At 41.8% G+C, this 22,244-nt stretch carries 15 protein-coding genes; 8 read left to right on the top strand and 7 right to left on the bottom strand.

Translation table 11 applies throughout. The annotated features are described in order from the left end of the window. Positions 1-12: 12 nt before the first annotated feature. Together NV379_RS01435 and NV379_RS01430 are read right to left on the bottom strand one after the other, a co-directional pair. Positions 13-603, bottom strand: coding sequence for a GNAT family N-acetyltransferase (locus NV379_RS01435; protein ID WP_258205478.1), 591 nt, complete (start codon positions 601-603; stop codon positions 13-15). Between the two features lie 187 nt (positions 604-790). Further along, on the bottom strand, positions 791-2,206 hold the full coding sequence (locus tag NV379_RS01430; RefSeq protein ID WP_258205477.1) for a hypothetical protein: 1,416 nt from the start codon (positions 2,204-2,206) through the stop codon (positions 791-793). Between the two features lie 173 nt (positions 2,207-2,379). Between NV379_RS01430 and NV379_RS01425 the strand changes: the two genes are divergently transcribed. Next, on the top strand, positions 2,380-3,339 hold the full coding sequence (locus NV379_RS01425) for an ROK family protein (protein WP_258205476.1): 960 nt from the start codon (positions 2,380-2,382) through the stop codon (positions 3,337-3,339). Between the two features lie 107 nt (positions 3,340-3,446). On the opposite strand, the gene NV379_RS01420 is transcribed toward NV379_RS01425, so the two are convergent. From NV379_RS01420 to NV379_RS01410, 3 genes are read right to left on the bottom strand one after another with little or no spacing between them, the layout of a single operon-like run. Then, positions 3,447-3,791, bottom strand: coding sequence for a hypothetical protein (locus NV379_RS01420; RefSeq protein WP_258205475.1), 345 nt, complete (start codon positions 3,789-3,791; stop codon positions 3,447-3,449). A 6-nt stretch (positions 3,792-3,797) separates the two neighbouring features. Further along, positions 3,798-4,226: an SHOCT-like domain-containing protein gene (locus NV379_RS01415; RefSeq protein ID WP_258205474.1), complete on the bottom strand. Its 429-nt coding sequence runs from the start codon at positions 4,224-4,226 to the stop codon at positions 3,798-3,800. 12 nt (positions 4,227-4,238) lie between these two features. After that, entirely contained in the window at positions 4,239-4,604 is a 366-nt protein-coding gene (locus tag NV379_RS01410) for a DUF2089 domain-containing protein (protein ID WP_258205473.1), read from the bottom strand. 435 nt (positions 4,605-5,039) lie between these two features. On the opposite strand from NV379_RS01410, the gene NV379_RS01405 reads away from it, so the two are divergent. From NV379_RS01405 to NV379_RS01390, 4 genes are all read left to right on the top strand, one after another. Beyond that, positions 5,040-11,396 carry an Ig-like domain-containing protein gene (locus NV379_RS01405; protein ID WP_258205472.1) on the top strand — a complete coding sequence of 2,119 codons (6,357 nt, stop codon included), beginning with the start codon at positions 5,040-5,042 and terminating at the stop codon, positions 11,394-11,396. 18 nt (positions 11,397-11,414) lie between these two features. Continuing rightward, positions 11,415-15,323 (top strand): immune inhibitor A domain-containing protein, encoded by a 3,909-nt coding sequence (locus NV379_RS01400; protein ID WP_258205471.1) that lies wholly within the window; start codon positions 11,415-11,417, stop codon positions 15,321-15,323. 22 nt (positions 15,324-15,345) lie between these two features. Then, the gene (locus NV379_RS01395; protein ID WP_258205470.1) at positions 15,346-16,962 is read left to right on the top strand and encodes a copper amine oxidase N-terminal domain-containing protein; all 1,617 of its coding nucleotides are present in this window, start codon (positions 15,346-15,348) and stop codon (positions 16,960-16,962) included. A gap of 184 nt (positions 16,963-17,146) precedes the next feature. Continuing rightward, positions 17,147-17,974: a hypothetical protein gene (locus tag NV379_RS01390; protein WP_258205469.1), complete on the top strand. Its 828-nt coding sequence runs from the start codon at positions 17,147-17,149 to the stop codon at positions 17,972-17,974. A 74-nt stretch (positions 17,975-18,048) separates the two neighbouring features. On the opposite strand, the gene NV379_RS01385 is transcribed toward NV379_RS01390, so the two are convergent. Continuing rightward, positions 18,049-19,164 (bottom strand): aminopeptidase, encoded by a 1,116-nt coding sequence (locus NV379_RS01385; RefSeq protein WP_258205468.1) that lies wholly within the window; start codon positions 19,162-19,164, stop codon positions 18,049-18,051. A 120-nt stretch (positions 19,165-19,284) separates the two neighbouring features. On the opposite strand from NV379_RS01385, the gene NV379_RS01380 reads away from it, so the two are divergent. Next, a complete protein-coding gene (locus NV379_RS01380) occupies positions 19,285-19,833 on the top strand; it encodes a hypothetical protein (RefSeq protein ID WP_258205467.1) in 549 nt (182 codons plus the stop codon). Here the strand turns inward: NV379_RS01380 and NV379_RS01375 are convergent. Beyond that, positions 19,830-20,150 (bottom strand): hypothetical protein, encoded by a 321-nt coding sequence (locus NV379_RS01375; RefSeq protein ID WP_258205466.1) that lies wholly within the window; start codon positions 20,148-20,150, stop codon positions 19,830-19,832. The genes NV379_RS01380 and NV379_RS01375 overlap by 4 nt on opposite strands. Positions 20,151-20,498: 348 nt before the next feature. Here NV379_RS01375 and NV379_RS01370 point away from each other — a divergent pair, with 348 nt between their 5' ends. After that, the gene (locus NV379_RS01370; protein ID WP_258205465.1) at positions 20,499-21,437 is read left to right on the top strand and encodes a metal ABC transporter solute-binding protein, Zn/Mn family; all 939 of its coding nucleotides are present in this window, start codon (positions 20,499-20,501) and stop codon (positions 21,435-21,437) included. A gap of 30 nt (positions 21,438-21,467) precedes the next feature. Next, positions 21,468-22,235, top strand: a complete 768-nt coding sequence (locus NV379_RS01365; RefSeq protein ID WP_258205464.1) for a metal ABC transporter ATP-binding protein — start codon at positions 21,468-21,470, stop codon at positions 22,233-22,235. Positions 22,236-22,244 lie beyond the last annotated feature (9 nt).

Genomic DNA, 22,244 nt, shown 5'->3' with positions numbered 1-22,244 from the left:
ATGGGGGACATTTTAGTTAAGGGTTGACCTCTTTTTGTGGAGTCGATAGTGCTGGTAGTGTTCACGGTCGATTTGAATCGTATCCTGAAATTCAAACCCGCATTTTTGTAAAACACGATTAGAGGGTGCATTGTTATCAAGTGCAATTGCGCAGAGCACTTCGACAGTGGTATTTTCAAATAAATAGTGGACGATTCCTTGAACTGCTTGGGTTGTATAGCCTCTACCACGGTGGTCCTTAGAGATGGCATACATGATTTCCCGATTGGGTGGAGGGAGTTCGTCCTTGATCCCTGTACAGCACCAGCCGATAAATTCATTCGTTTCTTTTAGAATGATACCTAATCGAAGACGAAGTGAGCCGATGTCTTTCTTATCTGCAACTGCCTTTATAAATTGTTTGTTCTCGGGGATCTCGTAGTTGTTAAACCACTGCTCGCGTTGCTCTTTAGTTACGTTCCATCCTGGTAAGGAAATGTGAATTTCAGATTGCCAGGTTAGGGCATGAAAGGAATCTAGATCTGATGTTATGTATTCTCTTAGAATGATGTCCTTGCAGTTGATTTGAAAAATCGGTTCTTCTGTTTGCGTGTGAGTATTCATGTGTGAGCTCCTTAAACATTTATGAAATAGGGTTCCAATTACTCTTTCAATCTGTCTTTCTATAATCTAACTTAGCATATAAGAATTGAAACGAATATGGCATAAATTAATTTAATTGGATCCATGCATAAAAACACCTAAACTTTTTCGTTTGGGTGTTTTCTGCATGGATATCAATTTGCATATCCTACAATAAAAACGCAGCCACGATTGTGGTAACAACCAACCCAATCACTACAGGCTTGAGATTACGTCTAGCAAGCTCGAATGGACTGACTCCGCAGATAGCGGCAGCAGGGATGAGTGCCCAAGGGATGAGTGTCCCACCACCTACCCAAATGGCAGAAATTTGACCTAGCGCAGTTAGGGTTGCAATCCCTTTACCAAGGGCAACACCGAAGAGGTGAGCGACCGAACCTGCAAGCGATATACCGGAGAATCCAGATCCATCTAACCCCGTAATAGCACCTACAGAAGTGAGCGTAAGAGCGCTAACTGAAGCGTTTGTTGGTACAGATTGTGCTAATGCGAGACCAAGATCGTTCACGATTCCGTGTGATGTAGCGGGAAGTATTTTACCGAAAATATCAATTAACGCGGAATCCCCTAAATAGAAGAATGCGGCAATCGGTATCACGGGTCCGAACACTTTAAATCCGAATTGAAGTCCCTCCAGAATATATCCGGTTACCCGCTCCAAGCCATCTTTCTTGTGTGCAAGCATCGTAACTAGGCCCATAATAAATACACAAGTTCCTCCAATTAGTGCTGTCGCATCGCCGCCTTGAAGGTTTAAGGTATACATGGCATAGACATCTGCTGCAAATAGCAAAACAACTAGAATAGCGAGAAAGCGACGTAGATTTCTACTTATGCCATATCGTTTCTCATCGGAGATGTAAGGGGCAGATTCTACATTTATTCGACTGAGTAGTGCAGATAGATCAGGTCCGAGTTTCCCTTTTTTCATATCGCGATGTAAGAACCAGAAGGCAGTAACTGTTGTAACAACACCCATCACGATGACTAGTGGAATAGAAGCTTGCATCACATCCCCGATCGGGATTCCAGCTGCTCCTGCGGTTAGTTTCGGTGCTCCTTGAATGATATAGTCCCCAGATAGTGCAATCCCGTGCCCGAACAAGTTCATGGCAATTGCTACACCAATAGCGGGAAGTCCAACACGCAGAGCAACTGGAAGGAGTACCGCGCCAATCAGAGCAACGGCAGGTGATGGCCAGAAGAACAACGAGATTACCAGCATGATTAGACCAATAATCCAATATGCGAGTGCAGGTGTGCGAATAAATCGAGCGACAGGTGCGATCATCATTTCATTAATGCCCGTCTTGGTTAAGACATTACTCATCGCAACAATTAATGAAATCACGAGGATAGTCCCAAGTAACTCTTTAATCGCATAAATAAAGGAGTTAAACACACCACTTACCGATTGTGACAACGATTCAGTAGCGAGTAGCCCAATGAGAAAGATGCCTATTATGCAGACAAGCGTCGTATCTTTGCGCATAACCATACAGCCAATGATAAGGACGATGAAGACTACATACAACCAATGTATGCCAAGTAATTCAACCGCCATATGAATTCCTCCTATAAAAAGGCTTTTACCTGTGGTCATACAGGTTATGCGCCTATTGAAAGAGGGTGACGGAACGAACATTCATTGAAAGACTTAAAGAAATCGCTTACAATATGAAGCGTAATCATAGATAAGCAGTTTATTAAAAATGATAAACGGGAGAGTGGCAGTAGATGAATTATTGGGTTGGAATTGATCTTGGTGGTACGAATATGGTGTGCGGTTTGCTGGATGATCAAATGAACATTGTGGCAAAACTCAAGAAACCAACGCTTGCAAGTCAAGGTTCGGATGATATTATCAGGCGCCTTGCAGAAACTGTCCATGAATTATTAGAGCAAAACAATATACATAAGAACGACTTACAAGGAATCGGAATGGGCTCTCCCGGATTCATTAATCCAGACCTAGGCATTGGTGTATTCTCCGCTAACTTAGGTTGGAAAGACTACCCTGTTGCTGCACGTCTGCAAGAACTAACAAATGTGCCTGTATCTATCGATAACGATGTGCGGATGTATGTGTATGGCGAATCGATTCAAGGTGCGGGTCGTGGTCATAAACATGTACTAGGCATTACGCTTGGAACGGGAATCGCAGCTGCAGTTGTCAGCAATGGTCAGTTATTCTATGGCGGAGGCTATATGGCTGGGGAGATTGGTCATATCCCAATGGATGGTGTAACGGCGCAGTGTGGCTGCGGATTGGTTGGTTGCTTGGAAACTGTAGCATCAGCGACAGGTATTGCTCGTCAGGCGAGAGAAGCTTTGCTAGATGGTCGTACAAGTCTTCTAGGCGATTGGTTTGATAGCGATAGCCTAGCACGACTTACAGCAACAGATGTTTCCAAAGCGTATGACGAAGGGGACGAACTTGCGAAAGAAGTTATGGAATATACAGGTCGTGCTCTTGGAAAAGGACTGGCTGCTGCGGTCACGCTATTTAGCCCAGATTGTATTGTCATTGGCGGCGGGGCTGCCCTAGCAGGGGAAAGATTATTTGCACCTATGCGTGAAGAAATTCAGAAGAACGTGATTGCAGGTTATTGGGAAAAGCTAACGATTGTTCGTGGTGAACTGATTGACGATGGTGGAGTGATTGGATCGGCAACATTTGCGAAGAGTCGGGCGTAAGTATCGACCAACAGCAACGTTGAAGAAGACCCCTTGAGAAAGGGGTCTTTTTATTGGGTCATTCATATGTTAAAAATCTACAAGAACAGAATGAATCTAGCTTCAACCTACAATTTAACCAACACTTCTGTGCCGTCCTTAGCTCGGACATCGACAAGGACTGTTCCTTTGTAACGTTGGATCTCCTTGATGAGCTGCCTGAGCATTTGCTTCGTGTTTTGGTTTTCAAGAATTGATAGCATCAGTTCAATTCCGAATCGACCGCTATCCGATACAAAATCTTGATCATGGCTTGATCGTATACTCGCATGTTCATCGGGCTTACCGAGCGATTCCCTCATTTTACGTTGAATGAAATTGGAAGTCAGAATACCGATCCCTGTATACAATAAGGAATAAGGGACAGGAATCCAATAAGTAAGTTTTTTATACTTCACTTTTACAATCATCATGACCTGTCACTCAATCACTACGGAGACTGTCTCTTCAGCGGAGCGGACGTCAATGATTTGCCCATCAAGTTCGTTCTCAATGGCATCAATTAGTAGGTCGATGTCGATATCCTTCACGTATTGGGCAGCTTGTGGAATATTGGATGCAATGTTATGTCCCACACTAAGAACAGCCTTTATCAATTTAATCGGCAAATTAATGTTCACATTATCGTTTTTAAGGGATGTGACTCGTATTTTCAACGTTTTATCTAAATAACTGCTGGATGTCGATGACAGTTTCTTTGGATAGTGGGGTTTACCCAATACTTGTACAGCTTGTGTTGAATGAACCGTTTGCTTCTCCTTCAGCGCATCAATCAACTCCGAAGCTTTATCAGAATCAATTTTGCCTTCTTGCATCATGGATAACACTTTGCTGATTTCTTCTTTCATCGCTTTTCCCCCTCATTCATTCTTTAGCAGCTTAACTGCTTCATCCGCGGTAATTTCGTTATTCTCCAGCATAGAAATGACTTTCTTGGCATCTACCTCTGGCTTCTTCCGCGCATCGTAGCCGAGAGCTGTAATGATATCGTTAAGCTTACCGCGCACCGTCGGATAAGATATACCGAGCTCTTTTTCGACTTCCTTTATGTTGCCTCTATTCACTAAAAATGTAATTGCAAAATGGAGTTGTTCAGGCGAGAGTAGAGCTAGCTTTGATAATTCAAACGTATTCTCGATCGTCGTCCGGCAATGTCCGCATTCCAGCTTGACGGCGTGCAGTTGATGGTCGCAAACAGGACACTGTGTGATGATGGGATATTTCATACTCTACTCCTCTCTTTCATTTTATTTGAATTATAAATTAATTTATTCAATTTGTAAATAAATATAATTAACTTTTTTTGATAATAAGATTAATATTATTGATATTAGGGGTTAGTTCATTTATTTTTCTGAAGCAAATTCATCGGGAGATGAAACTGATTCAATCAGGTAAACCGTTTAGGTAGTATCTACTGCTTAGACGGTTTTTTTCTGTGTGTATAGCTATAACTACAATGTGTATAGACTTACACGGAAATGTAGAAGGAAATGGACAAGTTTATGTAAAGAACATGAATTTTTGCTTGACCGCCATAATTGGTATGCTTCTTGCTTTATTACGTTACTAAGGAGAGGTGAGTAAAAGGAGTTGAGAAATTTGTAAACGCTTACCTAATTTGGTTTCGATTATGTATTTTTAAATATGGAGGTTAAGAAATGGCCTTATACCGTTTAAGAAAAACGAAACTGTTGAAATTATTTATGATTCTGAACATGATCTTGTTATGTTTCTCAACCAACAGCAGTTGGGCATATGCCCAAGAGGAGCAAGTCGTACAGGTTCAAGAACAAACCGATGTGCAGGTACCTGAAGATGCTGGATTAGGTTCCGTATCTGAACCTAGTGGGCAAATCCTAGACGAAGCGAGTGATCCAGTTAATTCCGGACATTTAATCAAAGTTACAAATCCAGATGCTGGACCGGGGTTTCATACGATAATTACATCTGAAGGTATTCAAGGGTTAAATGAGTTGACCATTGCTGGTGATGGCTCCATGTATGTGAGTAGCAGTCACTTTGATAATGATACGTATCCGAATACAGAATACATTCACAAATTAGCCGCTGGTGAAAGCAGCAGTTCCCCGTTTGGACCGAAGGGGAATATGACTAGGAACATCACCTTAGATGATCAATATGTTTATGTCTATGATACGTATGGGGTGTTAACCTATTATAACTCAGATGGTAGTGTAGCTCATAAGAATGATCGCAATTACTACATGTCATATTCGGGCCCAATGGCAGTCGATGATACGACTGTATACATTGCACAAGGTGGTAATAAAAACGCCGTTCAATCGTACGATAAATCGGGTCAATTCCTATCAGAGTGGGGATCGGGTTCCATACAGAATCCTAAAGCGATAGCAGTAGACGCGCAGCATGTGTATATATTGCAATCTAATCATGAGCTTTTAATCTTCGCGAAAGACGGTACGCTTCAAAATAAAATAACATTAGACAAAGCACAATCAACAGTAGGCTTAGTTGTAAGCGACGAGGGAAGCTTCTATGTACTCGATCAATCGACTAGTAAAGTCATTCAATACGATAGGACTGGAAAAGAACTTAAAAGCTGGGGATCACATGGATCGGCAGAAGGACAGTTCTTGAACCCGAATGCATTGACACAAGACCCTCAAGGTAATTTATATGTAGTGGATACTGGTAATAACCGAATCCAAATGATGCAAAAGCCTGTGTCACCTCTACAAGTGATGTCAGCAAGCTCAACAGCAGGTACAGTAAATGATAATGGTCAAGATCCAGTAACCGTGAATTATTCAATCGAAGTGTTATATTCAAAATCAATAACCATTCGAAATGAAAGTGGTATCCAATTGTTTGACGCAACGACTCAAGCGCCTGTAAGCACAACAGTAACGCTAGGAAATAGCGGTAAAGAATTACTCGTTCATTCCCAAAATGGACTTGTATCCAATCATGCGTACCAATTACGTATTCCAGCAAATAGTGTGGCTGGTACAGACGGCAGTCTGCTCGAACAAGATTACAACTACGATTTCACGACGAAGGATGTTACACCACCGCACGTTCAACTTACAACACCAGTTCAGAATGAAACAGGTGTATCAGCCAATGTGCGTTTGAACATTGCTTTTTCCAAAGAAATTGCAGCAACTGATTACTCTAAGATTACTTTAAAAGACAAGAATCAAGCAGATTCTTCAATTGAAATAGCAGTCTCATCGACTGATTCGAAAGTCCTCACGATAAAACCGAAGAGTTCACTTCTCTATGAAGAAACTTACAGCCTCAACATTCCAGCACTGACGATTCAAGATAAGCTAGGTAATCAAGTGAAACAACCGTTTACACTGACATTTACTACTGAAACTCCTGATTTAGCCCCACCAATCATTACAAGTACAGTTCCAACTGATCAATCCACAGATATTCCAATTTCTCAAGAAATCAAAATTACTTTTAACGAAGACATCCAATTGAATGCAGAAGAAGGTACAGAAATTACACTAAAGACAGGAGAGAATCTAGTACCTACAACCTTAAGTGTAAAAGAAAATGTACTGACAATAAAACCGAATGCACCACTAAATGTGAACTCTAAATTTATCGTTCATATCCGAGATCATGCTGTTAAAGATATGGCAAACAACGCATTTGCGAGTGTTAATCAGAAGGGGTATTCGTTCGAATTTACAACGCAGAATCCAGACGTAACACCTCCAGTTGTTGAAAATATAACACCAGCTGATGGTTCCAGAGACGTTGCCATCATGCAAGAGATCACGATCCAATATAATGAAACCATCGGATCGATTAATCCAGAAAAACCGATTCAACTTCTAGATGCATCAGGGTCTAATGTGCGGATAACCACTCAATTAGATTCAAATGATCCTCGCAAAGTTATTGTTAAATCAGTACAACCTCTTGGCTATTTGACGAAATACGAACTTCATGTGCCAGCAGGCGCTGTGCGAGATGGATCGGGGAATTTATTGGCAGAAGCATACTCATCTTCTTTCAAGACAATTATGAATCCGAACGCTGGTAGTGGTCATTATAAGTCCATTAATCTAGCGAGTGTAGCACGTTTCTCAGGAATGGCACTTGGTCAAGAAGGGAATGTGTATGTGAGTACGGATAAAGCCGTACAGAAATTCGATCCTTACGGTAATTTGCTTTATGAAATAAAAAATTTAAGTTCTCCTAGCGAGCTTGCACTGGATGAAGCGGGTAATTTGTACGTGCATAACTATTACGATATTCGAAAATATGACCCTGCCGGGCAAGAGTTCAAATTTCCTGTAGAGTTTAAAGCCGACAGCGGCGGTGGAGTTGCTGTTGACCGAGCAGGCAACATTTATCTCACAAGTTCTGCTAAGGGCAAAGTGTACAAATATGATGGAAGCGGTAATAAATTAAGCGAGTGGGGTAGACAAGGAAGTGGCAATGGTGAGTTTAATAGTCCGGGTCCAATTGTCATTGACTCTAAAGGTTCTATATTTGTAGCAGATAAACAAAACAAACGTATTCAGAAGCTTGATGCAGGTGGGAATTTCATCACATCATGGACACCTTCTGAAGCCAACTATTATTGGGGAGCAAGTCCTGTCAATTTGACTGTTGATTCCTTCGGTAATGTATATGTAGCAGCGGATGACGGAAGTAAGCTTGTTCTGATGTACGACAACAATGGTAATTTTATTCAAGAAATCGGTACGATGAAGCCAGCTAATGGGGCGGATAAAGATTGGTATTATTCGAAACCAGTTAATGTGCAAGTAGATAAGTTTAATAATCTCTACTTGTTGGACAGCACTAAGAAGCGTGTTCAGTATATCGATATGGCACCACGTATTGAATTGATATTGGAACATAATGTTCCAACTGTAGATGCGACAAAAGTCAATTATTCCATTGAAATGACTTGGAGCGAGCCAATTGGAGTGAATGACTTGAGCAAAATTCAATTGCTTAATGCTTCGGATGTACCACAGGCAATTGATGTTCAGGTTGAGGATAATGTTATGACAATCCATTCGATCGAACCATTAATGGCGGATGCGAAGTACTTTTTATCCGTTGGAACAAGTGCAGTTAAGGATCTTGTGAATCAAGGATTGGCAGCACCATTCTATAAAGTTCTATATACAAAGGATACAACTGCTCCTTATGTTGCACGGTCGATTCCAAGCCACAATGGGAAAATATCCGATCTAACTGCACCTATTATTCTTGCGTTTAATGAAGCAATTGTAGTTGGTGCCCAGTTTACATCGATTAAGCTAACTGATCTAACCGATAATGCGATTCCAATTGTTGCTTCGATCGACGGCAATATCTTAACGATTCAACCTGCTGTTGGACTTACAGATCGTACTAGCTATAACCTTGTTGTTCCGCAAGGCGCAATTTATGACAAAGTGAACTTACCTATGCAAGAAGATTATCGAATCACATTCCGTGCGTTGAAGCCAGATGTTACTCCTCCTATGCTTAAAGAAGTTGATCCGGCACAAGGTGCAACGAATGTCCCAATATCCAGCGAGATTAAGCTGACATTCGATGAACCGATTGGTCAAGGAGAAGATTACCGAATTATTTCTTTGCTTAAAGGTAGAGATCATGTTGAAATCAATCGTCGGATCGAGGGGAACTCAGTTATTCTCACACCAAGGCAGCCTCTTCAATATGGAACGGACTATAAGATTGTACTCCCGAAAAAGGCGGTTGTAGATGTAGCGGGCAATCCGAATAAAGAGACCCAAACATTCATATTCTCAACGGGAAAATTGATAGTACTTCCCTATGTGGCAAGCAGTAATCCATCACCAGGAGATGTAGATGTAGATGTAGCTGTAAATGTACAGCCAACCCTTACCTTCAATAAAGATATTCAAGTGAACAATCTAGAACTCATCCAGCTTAGTGACACAAACGGTCAGGTTCAAATCAATGTTTCCATCAATAAGAATATGATGACAATTGAACCGCAAAGTGAACTTAAGCATGGAGAACATTATCGCTTAGTTATTCCTGCAAATACGGTATCGGATCTGGATGGAAATAGTCTGGATACAGAGTTTGCACTTGAATTTACAACGGTGAGTAACAATGCGAATTTATCTACGTTTTTTATCGACATAGATACGAAAGTAACGGTACTTCCGAACTTCGACCCATTAAAAACTGAATATTCAATTAATGTATCAAAAACTAGTAAACTTGCTGTCATCGTAAGTCCGGAAGATGCCAAAGCGAAAGTGACCATAGATACGAAAGACCAAACATCCACTGGCTATACCATTGAAGTGAACGTCACAGCACCAGATGAGGAGACAACGAAGCAATACCGTCTTTATGTAACCTATACGCAAGATCCAATTGTGCTTCCTTATGTAGTAAGCAGTAATCCTGCATCTGGAGCAACATCTGTATCTGTAAATGAACTTCCAACTTTTATTTTTAATAAAGATATTCAAGTAAAGAATAAAGAGTTAGTTCAACTTTACGATTCGAACGGATCGGTTAAAATCGACCTTGACACTAAAAATATTATTTTAAGAATTAAGCCGCAAAGTGAACTTAAGCATAGAGAACACTATCGCTTAGTCATTCCTGCAAACACGATATCGGATATGGATGGAAATAGTCTAGATTCAGAGTTCGTCCTTGAATTTACAACAGTGAGTAACAATGCAGATTTATCCAAATTTTTAATTGACATTGACTCAGTCATAACGGAACTTCCAAGTTTCAAACCAAAAAAAACAGAATACTCAATTAATTTGTTTAAAAGTAACAAATTAAGAGTCTTGGCGATTCCAGAAGAAATTATGGCGAGAGCGAGTATTACTATGAAAGACCAAATCTCAACGGGTTATACCATTGAAATCACTGTGACTGCACCAGATGGTAAGACAACGAAGGTTTATCGTCTACATGTCTCCTACAAGCAAGATCCAACAACACCTGTTGATCCAGTTGATCCTAGCACTGGTGGAGGAAATGTAGGTGGTGGAGGTTCAAGTTCTGAATCAACCACACCAAACCCTGCAACTCCAACACAGGTAGACGGTAACAAAATGGTAGAAGAGGCACTTACAACAGGTAAACAAGCTCTAATTAACTTGACGCAAGATCCAGATGGCAAAGCATCACTTGGCATGTCGAATATACAGAAGCTGATGGATAAGAAGCAATCGCTTGTCGTGGAAAATGGTGTCGTAAGGCTTGAATTTGCACCTACGGCATTACTAAGCAAACAGGTAACCGATCTACTTAATAATACTAAAGCTAGTATCGAATTCGGTGTTCGAATCCTAAAAGCAAGCGAGAAGCAGGACATGCTTAAGCAAGCGAACCTCGATCGCTTAGGCTTGATTGATATCGGAGGAGTGATCGTCGAATTAACAGCAGATCTTGTGGCTAGCGATGGAACGAAGACGGCAATTACAAGTTTTGTAGAACCGGTAAAAGTCACACTGGATACATCTATGTTATCACTTTCAGCAGCAAACATCGCTAAGCTAACCGGTGTGCGTTTTGTAACGAGTACAGACGGTTCGAAGTCCATTGTGAAGCTAGGTGGTAAATATGATGCTGACAAGAAAATATTTACTTTTCATACGGATCGATTCACTTATTACGGCTTGCTCAAAGCAAATGATTTAACAACGATTGAGCTAACGCTCAATAATTCAAATGCAACTGTTAATGGTACATCTACCGAGAATGACGTGGCAGCTATGGTTGTAAGCGATCGGACATTCGTTCCATTGAGATTCATTGCAGAAGCATTTGGTGCAAAAGTGGAGTGGAATGAAGAAGCTCAGCAAGTCACGATTGCACAAGGTAATAAGACATTAAAGATGACAGTCGGTCAAGTTATTGAAGGTTATGATCTTGTACCTACTATTGAAAAAGATCGCATACTCGTACCACTTCGTTATATTTCGGAACAATTAGGGGCATCTGTTCTTTGGTTCCCTTCAACAGAATCTATTAACATCATTAAATAATCCGATTCAGGAGGCATTATGAAGAAAATACTAATCAGCAGCTTATTATCTGTATCGCTATTATTCGGCGCTGTTCCTAGTGCTTTTGCAAAAAAACCTATGGATGGCAAAGATAAAGTCGTCGTTAAACCACTAGTCATTATGATGGATTTTAAAGATTACAAGCATAACGATTTTAAGGAAAAAGAAGAGCGTTATCGTCCTTTCTTCTTGCGAGATACGTATGAGAAGGATTGGTATCAAGATTTATACTTCGGCAAGTCTTATGAACTGTATGGTGAGACTTTCGATTCCATGAAAACCTACTATGAAGAGCAATCCAGAGGCAAATACATTCTGGACGGCGGTATTGCAGGGTGGTACACGGCGAAATATCCAATTCGTGAGTATGGAAAAGAAACGCAAGACAATGCAGCTGAACTCGTTCGTGAAGCTATCGCAGCCGTTGCGAACGATCCGAATTTTGATCTATCCGAATACGATGTAGAAGATAAGTATGATTATGATGGTGATGGTGAATATTTTGAGCCAGACGGTATCATCGATACGATCATTCTGATCCATGCGGGTCGTGGAGATGAATGGGGATCAGGATCACTTGGCAGCGGTGGTGGAATTTGGCCATTCCGTGGGAAAGTGTCTTGGTACAATTCCTTTTCCGATTCGAACAACTCCTACAAACAATACGAGGTAACCGATACGCGTGGTAAGAAATTTAAAGCAGAAGACTTTGTTACGGTTGCACAGGATTCACTCCCAATGCTAATGAACCACGAATTTGGTCATGCGATTGGGCTACCAGATATTTATGGACCTACTGGTAAAGAGCCTGCACGCAACTGGTCAATTATGTCGAGCAGTTACTTAGGCAGTGTATATGCAACGATGTCACCACAATTCGGTGGGATAGGTAGAGCTATTCTCCAGGAGAAATTAGGCGGCGATTGGGCACGTGAGAAGGCTATAGACTTCGATGATATCAATAGCGAAGGGTTAGATTTCGAGATCGGGGCTTTAATGTCGAATACGGATACCGACCTCGTACGTGTGAATTTACCACCGAAGCTTGAATTTATTGAACCTTACAGTGGTGGCAATATGTATTTCAGCCAGAAGGCAGACAATGCTCGTAATTCGATGACAACGGCGTCCAGTATTGATTTAACCTCCTATCCGTCGAATATTAGTCTAACATTCAAGACTCGCTATGATATCGAACAAGATTGGGATTATGCGTCCGTTCAAATTCGTGAAGAAGGAAGCAGCGAGTGGAAATCCATTCAAGGCAATATTACAACCACGGATAATCCGAATGGTGGAATTGACAACCCAGACGGGACTGGACGAAATCCAGGTCATGGAATCACGGGAAGTACAAAAAACACGAAAACAGGTCAATACGAATGGGTGGATGGCATATTCGACCTAAGTGCTTATACAGGAAAGAAAATTGATCTCCGATTCTACTTCTGGTCAGACAGCAATACACCGAAGGAAGGCATTTACATTGATGATATTAAAATTACGCATAATACAGCTAGCAAGATCCCTACAACACTAATGGAGAACAGCAGCAAGAAAGCTGAGAAATCAGCAGAAGAACCAGCGATTAAAGAGATCAAGCCACCTCGTGGAGAACAAGCAGATCAAGGTGACGAGAACAAGGATTCATCTTCCGAGCCTCCGGTATCGCAGCAACCTGTTTCAACAGAATCTCCAACAGCACCTGTGGATGAACCGAAGAAAGAGGAAGTCCCAACACCTACACCCGATACAAATGTTACTCCTGTTGATACGGATACGCAGCCACCGGTCGTAGCTCAGCTTCTCTCCGATAAGGACAATGAAGAGTTTGCTGTGGATAGCTCCATCCGGATCGTCTTTAACGAGAAGATTGAGCAAGGGGATGCGTATCAACAAATTACATTAACAGGCGAAGATGGCTCAACTGTTGTCATTACATCTACGATTCAAGATCAAGTATTAACACTCAAACCGACTGAGCCGCTTGAACATGGTAAGAAATATTTCGTAAACGTTCCACAAGGTGCGCTCAAGGACAGTGCAGGTAATCCATTACAAGGTGCGTACGTTGCTCAAATTTTAACAACATTAAATGATGAGAAGAAAGAAGAAATTGCTAAAGAAACGGTCATATTCTCAGATGATGCGGACAGTAAGGATCCAACTCCAAACTTCGTATTTGATGGTTTCAAAAAAGATGATGGTGTCAAGATTGCGAATCACTATTACTTGCTAGAGTGGCGTAATCACGAGGGGACAGATCGCTCCTTAAAATCGTATGTACTTGGAAATTGGATTGAAAAAGGAGCTTATGATCCGGGTCTCGTCATCTGGTATATCAATGAATCACTTGGAACGAAAGATCGTTTGGATCAAGACGTTGGTGCACATCCAGGCAGCTTGTCAGTAGGAGTCGTGGATGCGGATCAAAGCGCGCATGAGAAACGGACTTTGTATAAGAATGAAGTAAACACAGATTACTTGCTACGTGATTCGGCGTTTAGTTTGCGAAAAGGTACGGAGTTGTTCGTTCCTTACAATGATGGGATTGTATCCGATAAGAATCTAGAGCCGAACCCAATCTTTAATGATCATAAGGATTACACGAATAAATCAGATCCGATGCAGGGACTCATTCTAGATCAATTCGGATTGAATGTGTACATCACGAAGGAAACGGAGAATCGTCGCTCAGCAACAGTCCATATTGCAAATAGCAAAAAACCGAAGACGTATACGCAGAGTAATGTGAATTTATCGATCGATCATCAGAAGAACGAGATCAAGCTTGCAGCTGATGGACAGCCAGGGTATAACGCGAATATCTCGTATGTTCTGCAGACAGATAAAGGGCAGCGCGAATATTTCCAAACGTTGACTTACATGGATGGCTACTATCGCGGTCCAATTAATACAGCTATCATTAATGCCAAAGAAAATTGGAAAGTCAATTATGTATTAATAGATGGTGGAGAGATTAACGGTCCTGTCGTTGGGAAAAAGATCTACTTTAGTGGTACGGGGGATACACTACGAAACTCGATGTCGACTAAGATGGATTTAACGAATACGACAAGCCCAACTTTACAATTCCAGACCTGGTACGATATCGAAAAAGACTGGGATTATGCTTCCGTGCAAGTGAAAGCGGAAGGCTCAGATAATTGGGTAGCTGTTCAAGGAAATATTACAACAACGGATAGTCCGAACCAACATGTAGATAATGACGATCTGATGGGACGTAATCCGGGTCATGGAATTACAGGGGCTTCGAAAGCGGGTAAGTGGACAAAAGCGGAATTTGATCTTAGTGCTTATGCTGGCAAGAAAGTGGAACTCAAATTTGTCTCATGGACAGACGCTAATACACCGAAGACAGGCATTTATTTGGGAGATATACAAGTAACGGATAACGGTAAATCTATCTTTTCTGAGAGTGTGAGTGAGGCATCTAAGTTTACATTTGAAGGATTTAGTGAGGTTAAAGAATCACCGATGCAAGATTCCGTACAAGCGATCTATAACTCGGAGATTCACCCCTTAATTGGTACGAATCTAAGCGCAGGTAACATTTATATGGAGGGTATGGACATCAAACTTGTGAATACGACAAGTGAATTTAAGCTCGATAGTGATGCATCTGTGACGGTTGAAATCACGAACAACAATGCATTCGAATCCAATGCTAAACTCATCATTACACTTTTGAACAAAGATGAGACCAAGATGTATACCATTGTGAGTGCAAGTAAAGGAATTAAATCGAAGGTGACTGAACGACTCCAAGCTGGATTTAGCATTCCGGAGACAGGTGAGTATGTCGTTAAAGTTTACGTTGTATCGAACGATAAACCAGATCAACCAGACTTTTTAACAGATCCAATAATCATTCCTGTGAAATAAGATCAGAAAGCGAGGAGCTCCTATGAAGAAAAAATTGACCCTAACAAGCGCAGCGTTAATAATAGCAATGCTAACATCGCAAATTGCCTTAGCAGACATTCCAATTCATCCACCACACAAGAATGATGCAGTTATTCGAGAAGTTCCGAATTCGATGAACCTCTTAAGGAGTAAGGAGGAGGGTAGTGGAAATCCGTCAATTCCTTCAACTCCCCAGAATGGCATTAAGATCACATCTGCTAAGAATGTAGTAACCATAACTGGAAATTTTAAAAGCAGCGATACGGTCATTTACATTACTGTGAAACGTTCATCCGACGAGTCTATCAAATATTTTAACGATGGAAAGACGAACGGACTTGGTGAATTTCGCTTTCAAGTGCAATTGAAAGATGGTGATTACACGGTAGAGGTGCAGAATAAGCAAGGTGATGAGGTCTATAAGGGGAGCTTTAAAGTGAGCCCGGATACTTCAACACCTACGCTGACTCCAACACCGACAGTAACACCAAGTCCATCTGTAACACCAACAACTTCGCCTAAGCCGACAGTAACACCAACTGGTACGCCAACACCATCGGCAACACCGACTGGCACGCCTACACCATCGATAACACCAACACCCAGTCCAACAACAGATCCTGGAACGAATCCATCTACTGGCGGTGGTGGAGGAGGGGGTGGCGGCAGTGCCACAGCACCAACGCCAAGTCCATCTCCGACTCCAGCAAATACCTCCACACTAAAGCTAGATAGCAATGGAAAACTCAAGTTATCGCTGGACCAGCTAAATAAGCTGAAATCAGATAAACAACAACTAGCGGTGCAAACAACAGATACGTTGCTCACATTTACGGGAGACTTACTGGATAATGAAGTACTTAGTCAAAGTTTATTTTCATCTGGATCCTATCTGGAGTTATCTGTTAAAGTGCTCAAGCAAGATGAACGTAAAGAGCTGCTCTTACAGGCAGGGGTTGGTGAATCGAAAGGGATCATTGATGTTGGCGGCGTGACCTTGGAGCTAACTGCAGCAATTGTACAGAAAGACGGCTCTAAGACATCCATATCGAACCTGAGTGAACCTCTTGCCGTTACGATGGATGTTTCGGATATTATGCTAACGAGTAAGGATATCGCTCATCTAACGGGAGTCAGTTATTCAACTGATGAACGAGGAGTGGTTACCATTGTGAAGTTAGGTGGCACGTACGACGCCTCGAAGAAGACAATTACGTTCTATGTGAATCAACTAGGAAGTAAGATCAGCATTGCTAAAGCTACAAACCTAACAACAATTGGCTTGAAATTAGGTGATACGAATACGAAAGTTAATGGGGTTAATAAATTGAATGATGTCGCACCAATCCTCATAAATGACCGTGTTATGGTGCCTGCAAGGTATATTGCTGAGAGTTTAGGAGCAATAGTCAGTTGGGATGAAGCAACTGGACACATTGGTATTGAACTTGATGGAAAGCGACTCACGATGACAATCGGCCAGCTGATCGAAGGGTTCGATACTCCACCTGTAGTCGTTTTGGATCGTGTGCTTGTTCCAATCCGCTATATTGCTGAGCAGTTCGGTGCTTACGTGCTCTGGTTCCCATCTTCAAGTTCAGTCGAGATAGTGAAGTAAGCTTTTGTCAGGTAATAACGGGAGGTGTAAACCTCCTCAGGCTGTCGAGAAAGTCCTCGACAGCTTTTTTTAATTCCACATGTTGCGCTCAAATCGGGCAGATTCAATTTTTCCAATTGTTGTAATTTATTTCATGCGTTATGATGAGGATAGAATTGTCCTAATAGTTGAGGGAGATGATACGATGCCTACGCCTGCACAAAGTAAGGAGAAGGTTGAAGCTGTACTACCATTGCCGCGAAAATGGAGTTCGATCATGGTTGCCGCTCATATTGTGCTTGCTTTTGCAGTAGCATTCATAGCTGCCTGGCTTCTACATCCCGGATATAACCTGATCGCAGTTCTTGTGATTGAAGCTTATGTGATCGCTGTCATCGGTCTGGGTAAAATGAACAACATATTTGGTATTTTTATCAATGAAAGAAATTTAATGAGCTTGTCACGCTTACAGGTTGTGGTGTGGACGCTACTAATCACTTCTTCTTTTTTCACCGTGTTTGTCGAAAGACTGGCTTCAGCTACAGCTGATCCGCTTAATATTGAAGTAGATCCGTCCCTCTGGACATTAATGGGGATCAGTGTGTCATCTGCTTTGTTCGGAGCTATGATCCAGAATACGAAGAAGAATCGTACGGTTGATATCGAACTGAAAAATACGCTTATTCGTAAAGCTGATGCCGCTTATGGGCAAGGGGAAGATCAGATCGCAGAGAACTTGCAAGGTACGTTATTTGCGAATACTTCATACACCGAAGCACGGTTCACAGATATTTTTGAAGGAGAAGAAATTCAGAATCATGCTTATATCGATATCGCAAAAGTACAAATGTTTATTTTCTCGGCAATAACATTTATTGCATACTTTGCAGCGGCTTTTAGTCTCATACACAAAGCAGGTGTACCTACGCAACTCCCCATTCTTAATGATCAATTCCTAGCACTAATCGGCGTTAGCCACGGGGGTTACTTAATAGGAAAGATCCCGAACTATACGAAATCTACTCCTGAATAAAATAGCTCCCAACAAAAAAACTGCTAAGAACGTTAAGTTCCTAGCAGCTTTTCATGTATAGGTGACCTTCTAACTTATTTCAAGTTCTCAGGGTTCAAGCACTCAAGTTCAGGAAGGACAAAGCGTCCATCTTTACGAATAAGTACATCATCGAAGTAAAGTTCGCCGCCGCCGTATTCAGGGCGTTGGATCAATACCATATCCCAGTGTACGGAAGAACGGTTCGTGTTATCTGCTACTTCATAAGCTTGTCCTGGCGTGAAGTGGATGGAACCATCGATCTTCTCGTCGAACAAGATATCTTTCATTGGTGTTTGGATGTATGGATTCACACCGATTGCGAACTCACCGATAAAGCGTGAGCCTTCATCTGTATCCAAGATTTCGTTAAGCTTCGCTGTATTGTTGGAAGTCGCTTCAACGATCTTACCATTTTCAAAGCGAAGAACCACATTTTCAAAAGAAGTGCCTTGGTAAATGGTTGGGCAGTTATAAGAGATAACGCCGTTTACGGAATCAAGAACCGGTGCTGTGTACACTTCACCGTCTGGAATGTTACGCAAGCCCGCACACTTAACCGCAGGGATGTCCTTGATGGAGAACGTTAGGTCTGTTCCAGGGGACACTAGACGTACTTTGTCTGTTTTATTCATTAAGTCTTGAAGTGGAGTCATAGCTGCATCCATTTTGCTGTAATCTAAGTTACACACGTTGAAATAGAAGTCTTCGAAAGCTTCTGTACTTGTGTTCGCTTGTTGCGCCATGGATGGGCTTGGGTAACGCATAATGCACCATTTCGTATGGTTAACACGTTGATTAAGTACAGGACGCATATACTCAGTCATGAATAGTTTCATTTGAGCATCTGGCACGTCGGATGATTCTGTGATGTTGTCGCCACCGCGAACACCGATGTAAGCTTGCATTTTCTTCATACGGAACAATTCAACTTCAGCCATACCACGGAATAATTCAGCAGTACCTGTCATTTGAATTTTACGAGTTAGAGTAGGGTTGCGGTATTCAACGAAAGCATGTCCACCAGCAAGAGCTGCTTCTTCGATGAAGCATTTACCTACTTCAGGATCCGTTATGCCGATAAGTTCGATAAGTACATTCTCACCCGGTTGTAGGTTACAGGAGTAGTTAATAATGTTTTTCGCAAAAGTTTGTAGACGAGGATCTCTCATATTTAATCAATCTCCTTATAATTTAAAAATAACAATCAATTCTTATTATATATCATTTTGCGGAAGGATTCCAAAGAAAAAGGGTATCCTACATCAAGGAATGAATAGGAGGCAAATCATATGGCAAGACAGCAAATACAAGTTCCGTTTGGTTATGTAGAGCCGAAGGCAACGATGAAGGGTACGATGATCGTATTCGATCTGTTCGAGGATTGGGATGAAGATGCTATGCAAGTCCTTATTCAATATGCGGAGGAAAAATCGTTCGAGAAGGTCGTTCTCTACCCCCAGCACGAAGAAACGTTAAAGCGGATGGGGATCAAGACGACGATGCCGTATTATGCAAGGGTGAAACATCTTCACTCTTTATTAAAAATGCCCGAGGCAAACGATACATTTGTAGAAATAGATATCGATGAATGGGAAGGCAAGCGGAAGAAATATACGCCGCTGGATACTTCACTTCGTTTTTTAACAGAGAAGAATAAAGGACCTTATTTCGTCTTCATGCCGGACATCTATGCGAATATTTTCGCGGCAATAACTGAATTCGATATGTGGATCAAGCAGCTTAGGATGCTTATTGATGTGAAACATGTTCCCGCTTTGCACCCTAAACTGCAAGCATTAAGTCATCGGTGGGACGTCATATCGTTTGTGAAACGTTAGCGCACTTGCTTCGGCAACTTGGACTTATCGATGGATGCTTTCACATCTTGGCTAGCATCTTGTAATTCTTCAGCTGTCTGATGAAGCTGTCTGCTAAAGTGATAATCCGTACTGAACTCGGATAAATGTTTGGTTGCATCCATGACTTTATTATTCACTTGTGCTAAGCGATCCTTGGCGGAATGAATAAGCTCAGGATCTGCTAGTTCAAGTGCATCAGCTAGCATGGCTTCTGCTCGCTGTGCCGCCATAATTGCACTCTCTGCATGTTCTTCTGCATGTTTGATTGGTTCTTGGTGCTGCTCGGATTGTGTCATCGATATACCTCCTGCGAATTAGGTCAAACTTCTTACCTTACCATGTGTCAAAAAGGATGGATTCATTCGGGAAATGAGTCAATTACTATTTCCCAGGCAAGCGCAGAATGTGAGCCAGATTGCGTTTTTCGACAACAAAAAAAGGAGATTTAACAAAAATTTTCTGCAAAATTAGTTTTTCCCTCTTGCAACTTTTTTTCATTTGTATAATAATGTGGTTATAAGTAAACAAGGGCCGTATATTTTTTTAAGCAAAAAGTTTCCTTAGGACAACATTATTTCGCAAGTGAAAGTTCATTGTATAACATATAAAGGGGGAGCAGAATCCAAATGCGTATTGGGAAGCGAATGAAATCTTTGCAAATCATGATCATGTTACTTGTAATATCCTTAGCAGTTGCAGCTTGTGGCAAGAACGAACAGATCAAGCAAGGACAAGGTGAAGATAACAAAATTAAAGTAACGACAACCATTGGAATGATTGCCGATATTGCTCATAATGTTGGCGGTGAGCATGTGGAAGTGACAGGACTTATGAAACCGGGTGTTGACCCGCATTTATATAAAGCATCGCAAGGCGATATTAAGAAGCTGGAACATGCGGACATCATTTTCTATAACGGAATACACTTGGAAGGCAAGATGGTCAACATTCTGGAAAAAATGAACGAGCCTGACCGCCCGACGGTTGCTGTCTCGGATGGGATCGATCATGCCACATTAAGATCTGGCGGCGATATGGGAACGGAGTTTGACCCGCACATTTGGTTTAATGTACAGAACTGGATCAAGGCGACGAAGAAAGTTCAAAGTGAGCTCATTAAACTTGATCCTACAAATCGCACTGGATATGAACGCAATGCTGAAGCTTATATTGCAAAGCTAACAGAACTTGATGAATACGTGCGTACGCAGATACAGACGATTCCGAAGCAGTCCAGAGTACTCGTTACCGCGCATGATGCGTTTGGATATTTTGGGGATGCATATGACATTGAGGTAAGGGGCTTGCAGGGCATGTCTACAGCCTCAGAGTACGGTTCGAAGGACGTTATGGTACTTCGTGATTACCTCGTAGAGCACAAGATCAAGGCTGTATTCGTAGAGTCATCGGTTCCGAAGAAAGCCATTGAAGCTGTTATTAGCGGCGCGAAGGAAAAAGGACATACAATCGTAATCGGTGGTGAATTGTTCTCAGATGCCATGGGAGCGACAGGCACACCAGAAGGTACGTATATCGGAATGGTTAAACACAATGTAGATACAATAGTTAATGCACTTAAATAATGGATCATCTATGAAAAAGGAGGAAGCAATATGAAAGCAACACCACTTCAAGTAAATGGATTAACAGTAGCTTATCAGAAGAAACCCGTTCTAACGGATGTAACATTCGAAGCTCCAGCAGGGAAATTGATCGGTATCGTTGGGCCTAACGGAGCGGGGAAATCGACATTAATTAAAGCAGCACTCGGACTCATACCCAAGTTATCTGGTGATGTAGCGTTCTTTGGTCAGTCTTATAAAATGCAGCGTAAACAAATCGGTTATGTACCACAGCGTGAATCAGTTGATTGGGATTTCCCAACGAATGCTCTTGATGTTGTGACGATGGGACGTTATGGACATCTTGGTCTATTCAAGCGTCCAGGTAAGAAAGAGAAAGATATCGCGATGCATTGCTTGGAAAAGGTCGGAATGGCGGACTTTGCGAATCGTCAAATTTCTCAATTGTCTGGCGGACAGCAGCAGCGTATTTTCCTTGCTCGTGCACTTGCACAGGATGCCTCTCTCTACTTTATGGATGAGCCGTTCGTCGGTGTAGATGCCGCGACTGAGAAAGCAATCATTGCCCTTCTTGAAGATTTGAAAAAGCAAGGCAAAACCGTTCTAGTCGTTCATCACGACCTATCGACTGTTAAGGAATACTTCGATTGGGTCATGCTGCTGAATGAAAGCATTATCGCCTACGGACCAACGGAAGAAACATTTACCCACGCGAATTTGCATCAAGCATACGGAGGCAGACTTGCCTTATTAGATAGAGAAGAAGTAAAGAGTCGTGAAGAAGTAACAACTGGATAAATGAAATCA

Origin of the sequence: Paenibacillus radicibacter, from assembly GCF_024721995.1 — a bacterium.
Lineage (GTDB): Bacteria > Bacillota > Bacilli > Paenibacillales > NBRC-103111 > Paenibacillus_AM > Paenibacillus_AM radicibacter.
Note: the sequence above shows the minus strand (reverse complement) of the source record. Positions and strands in the feature narration are given on the sequence as shown.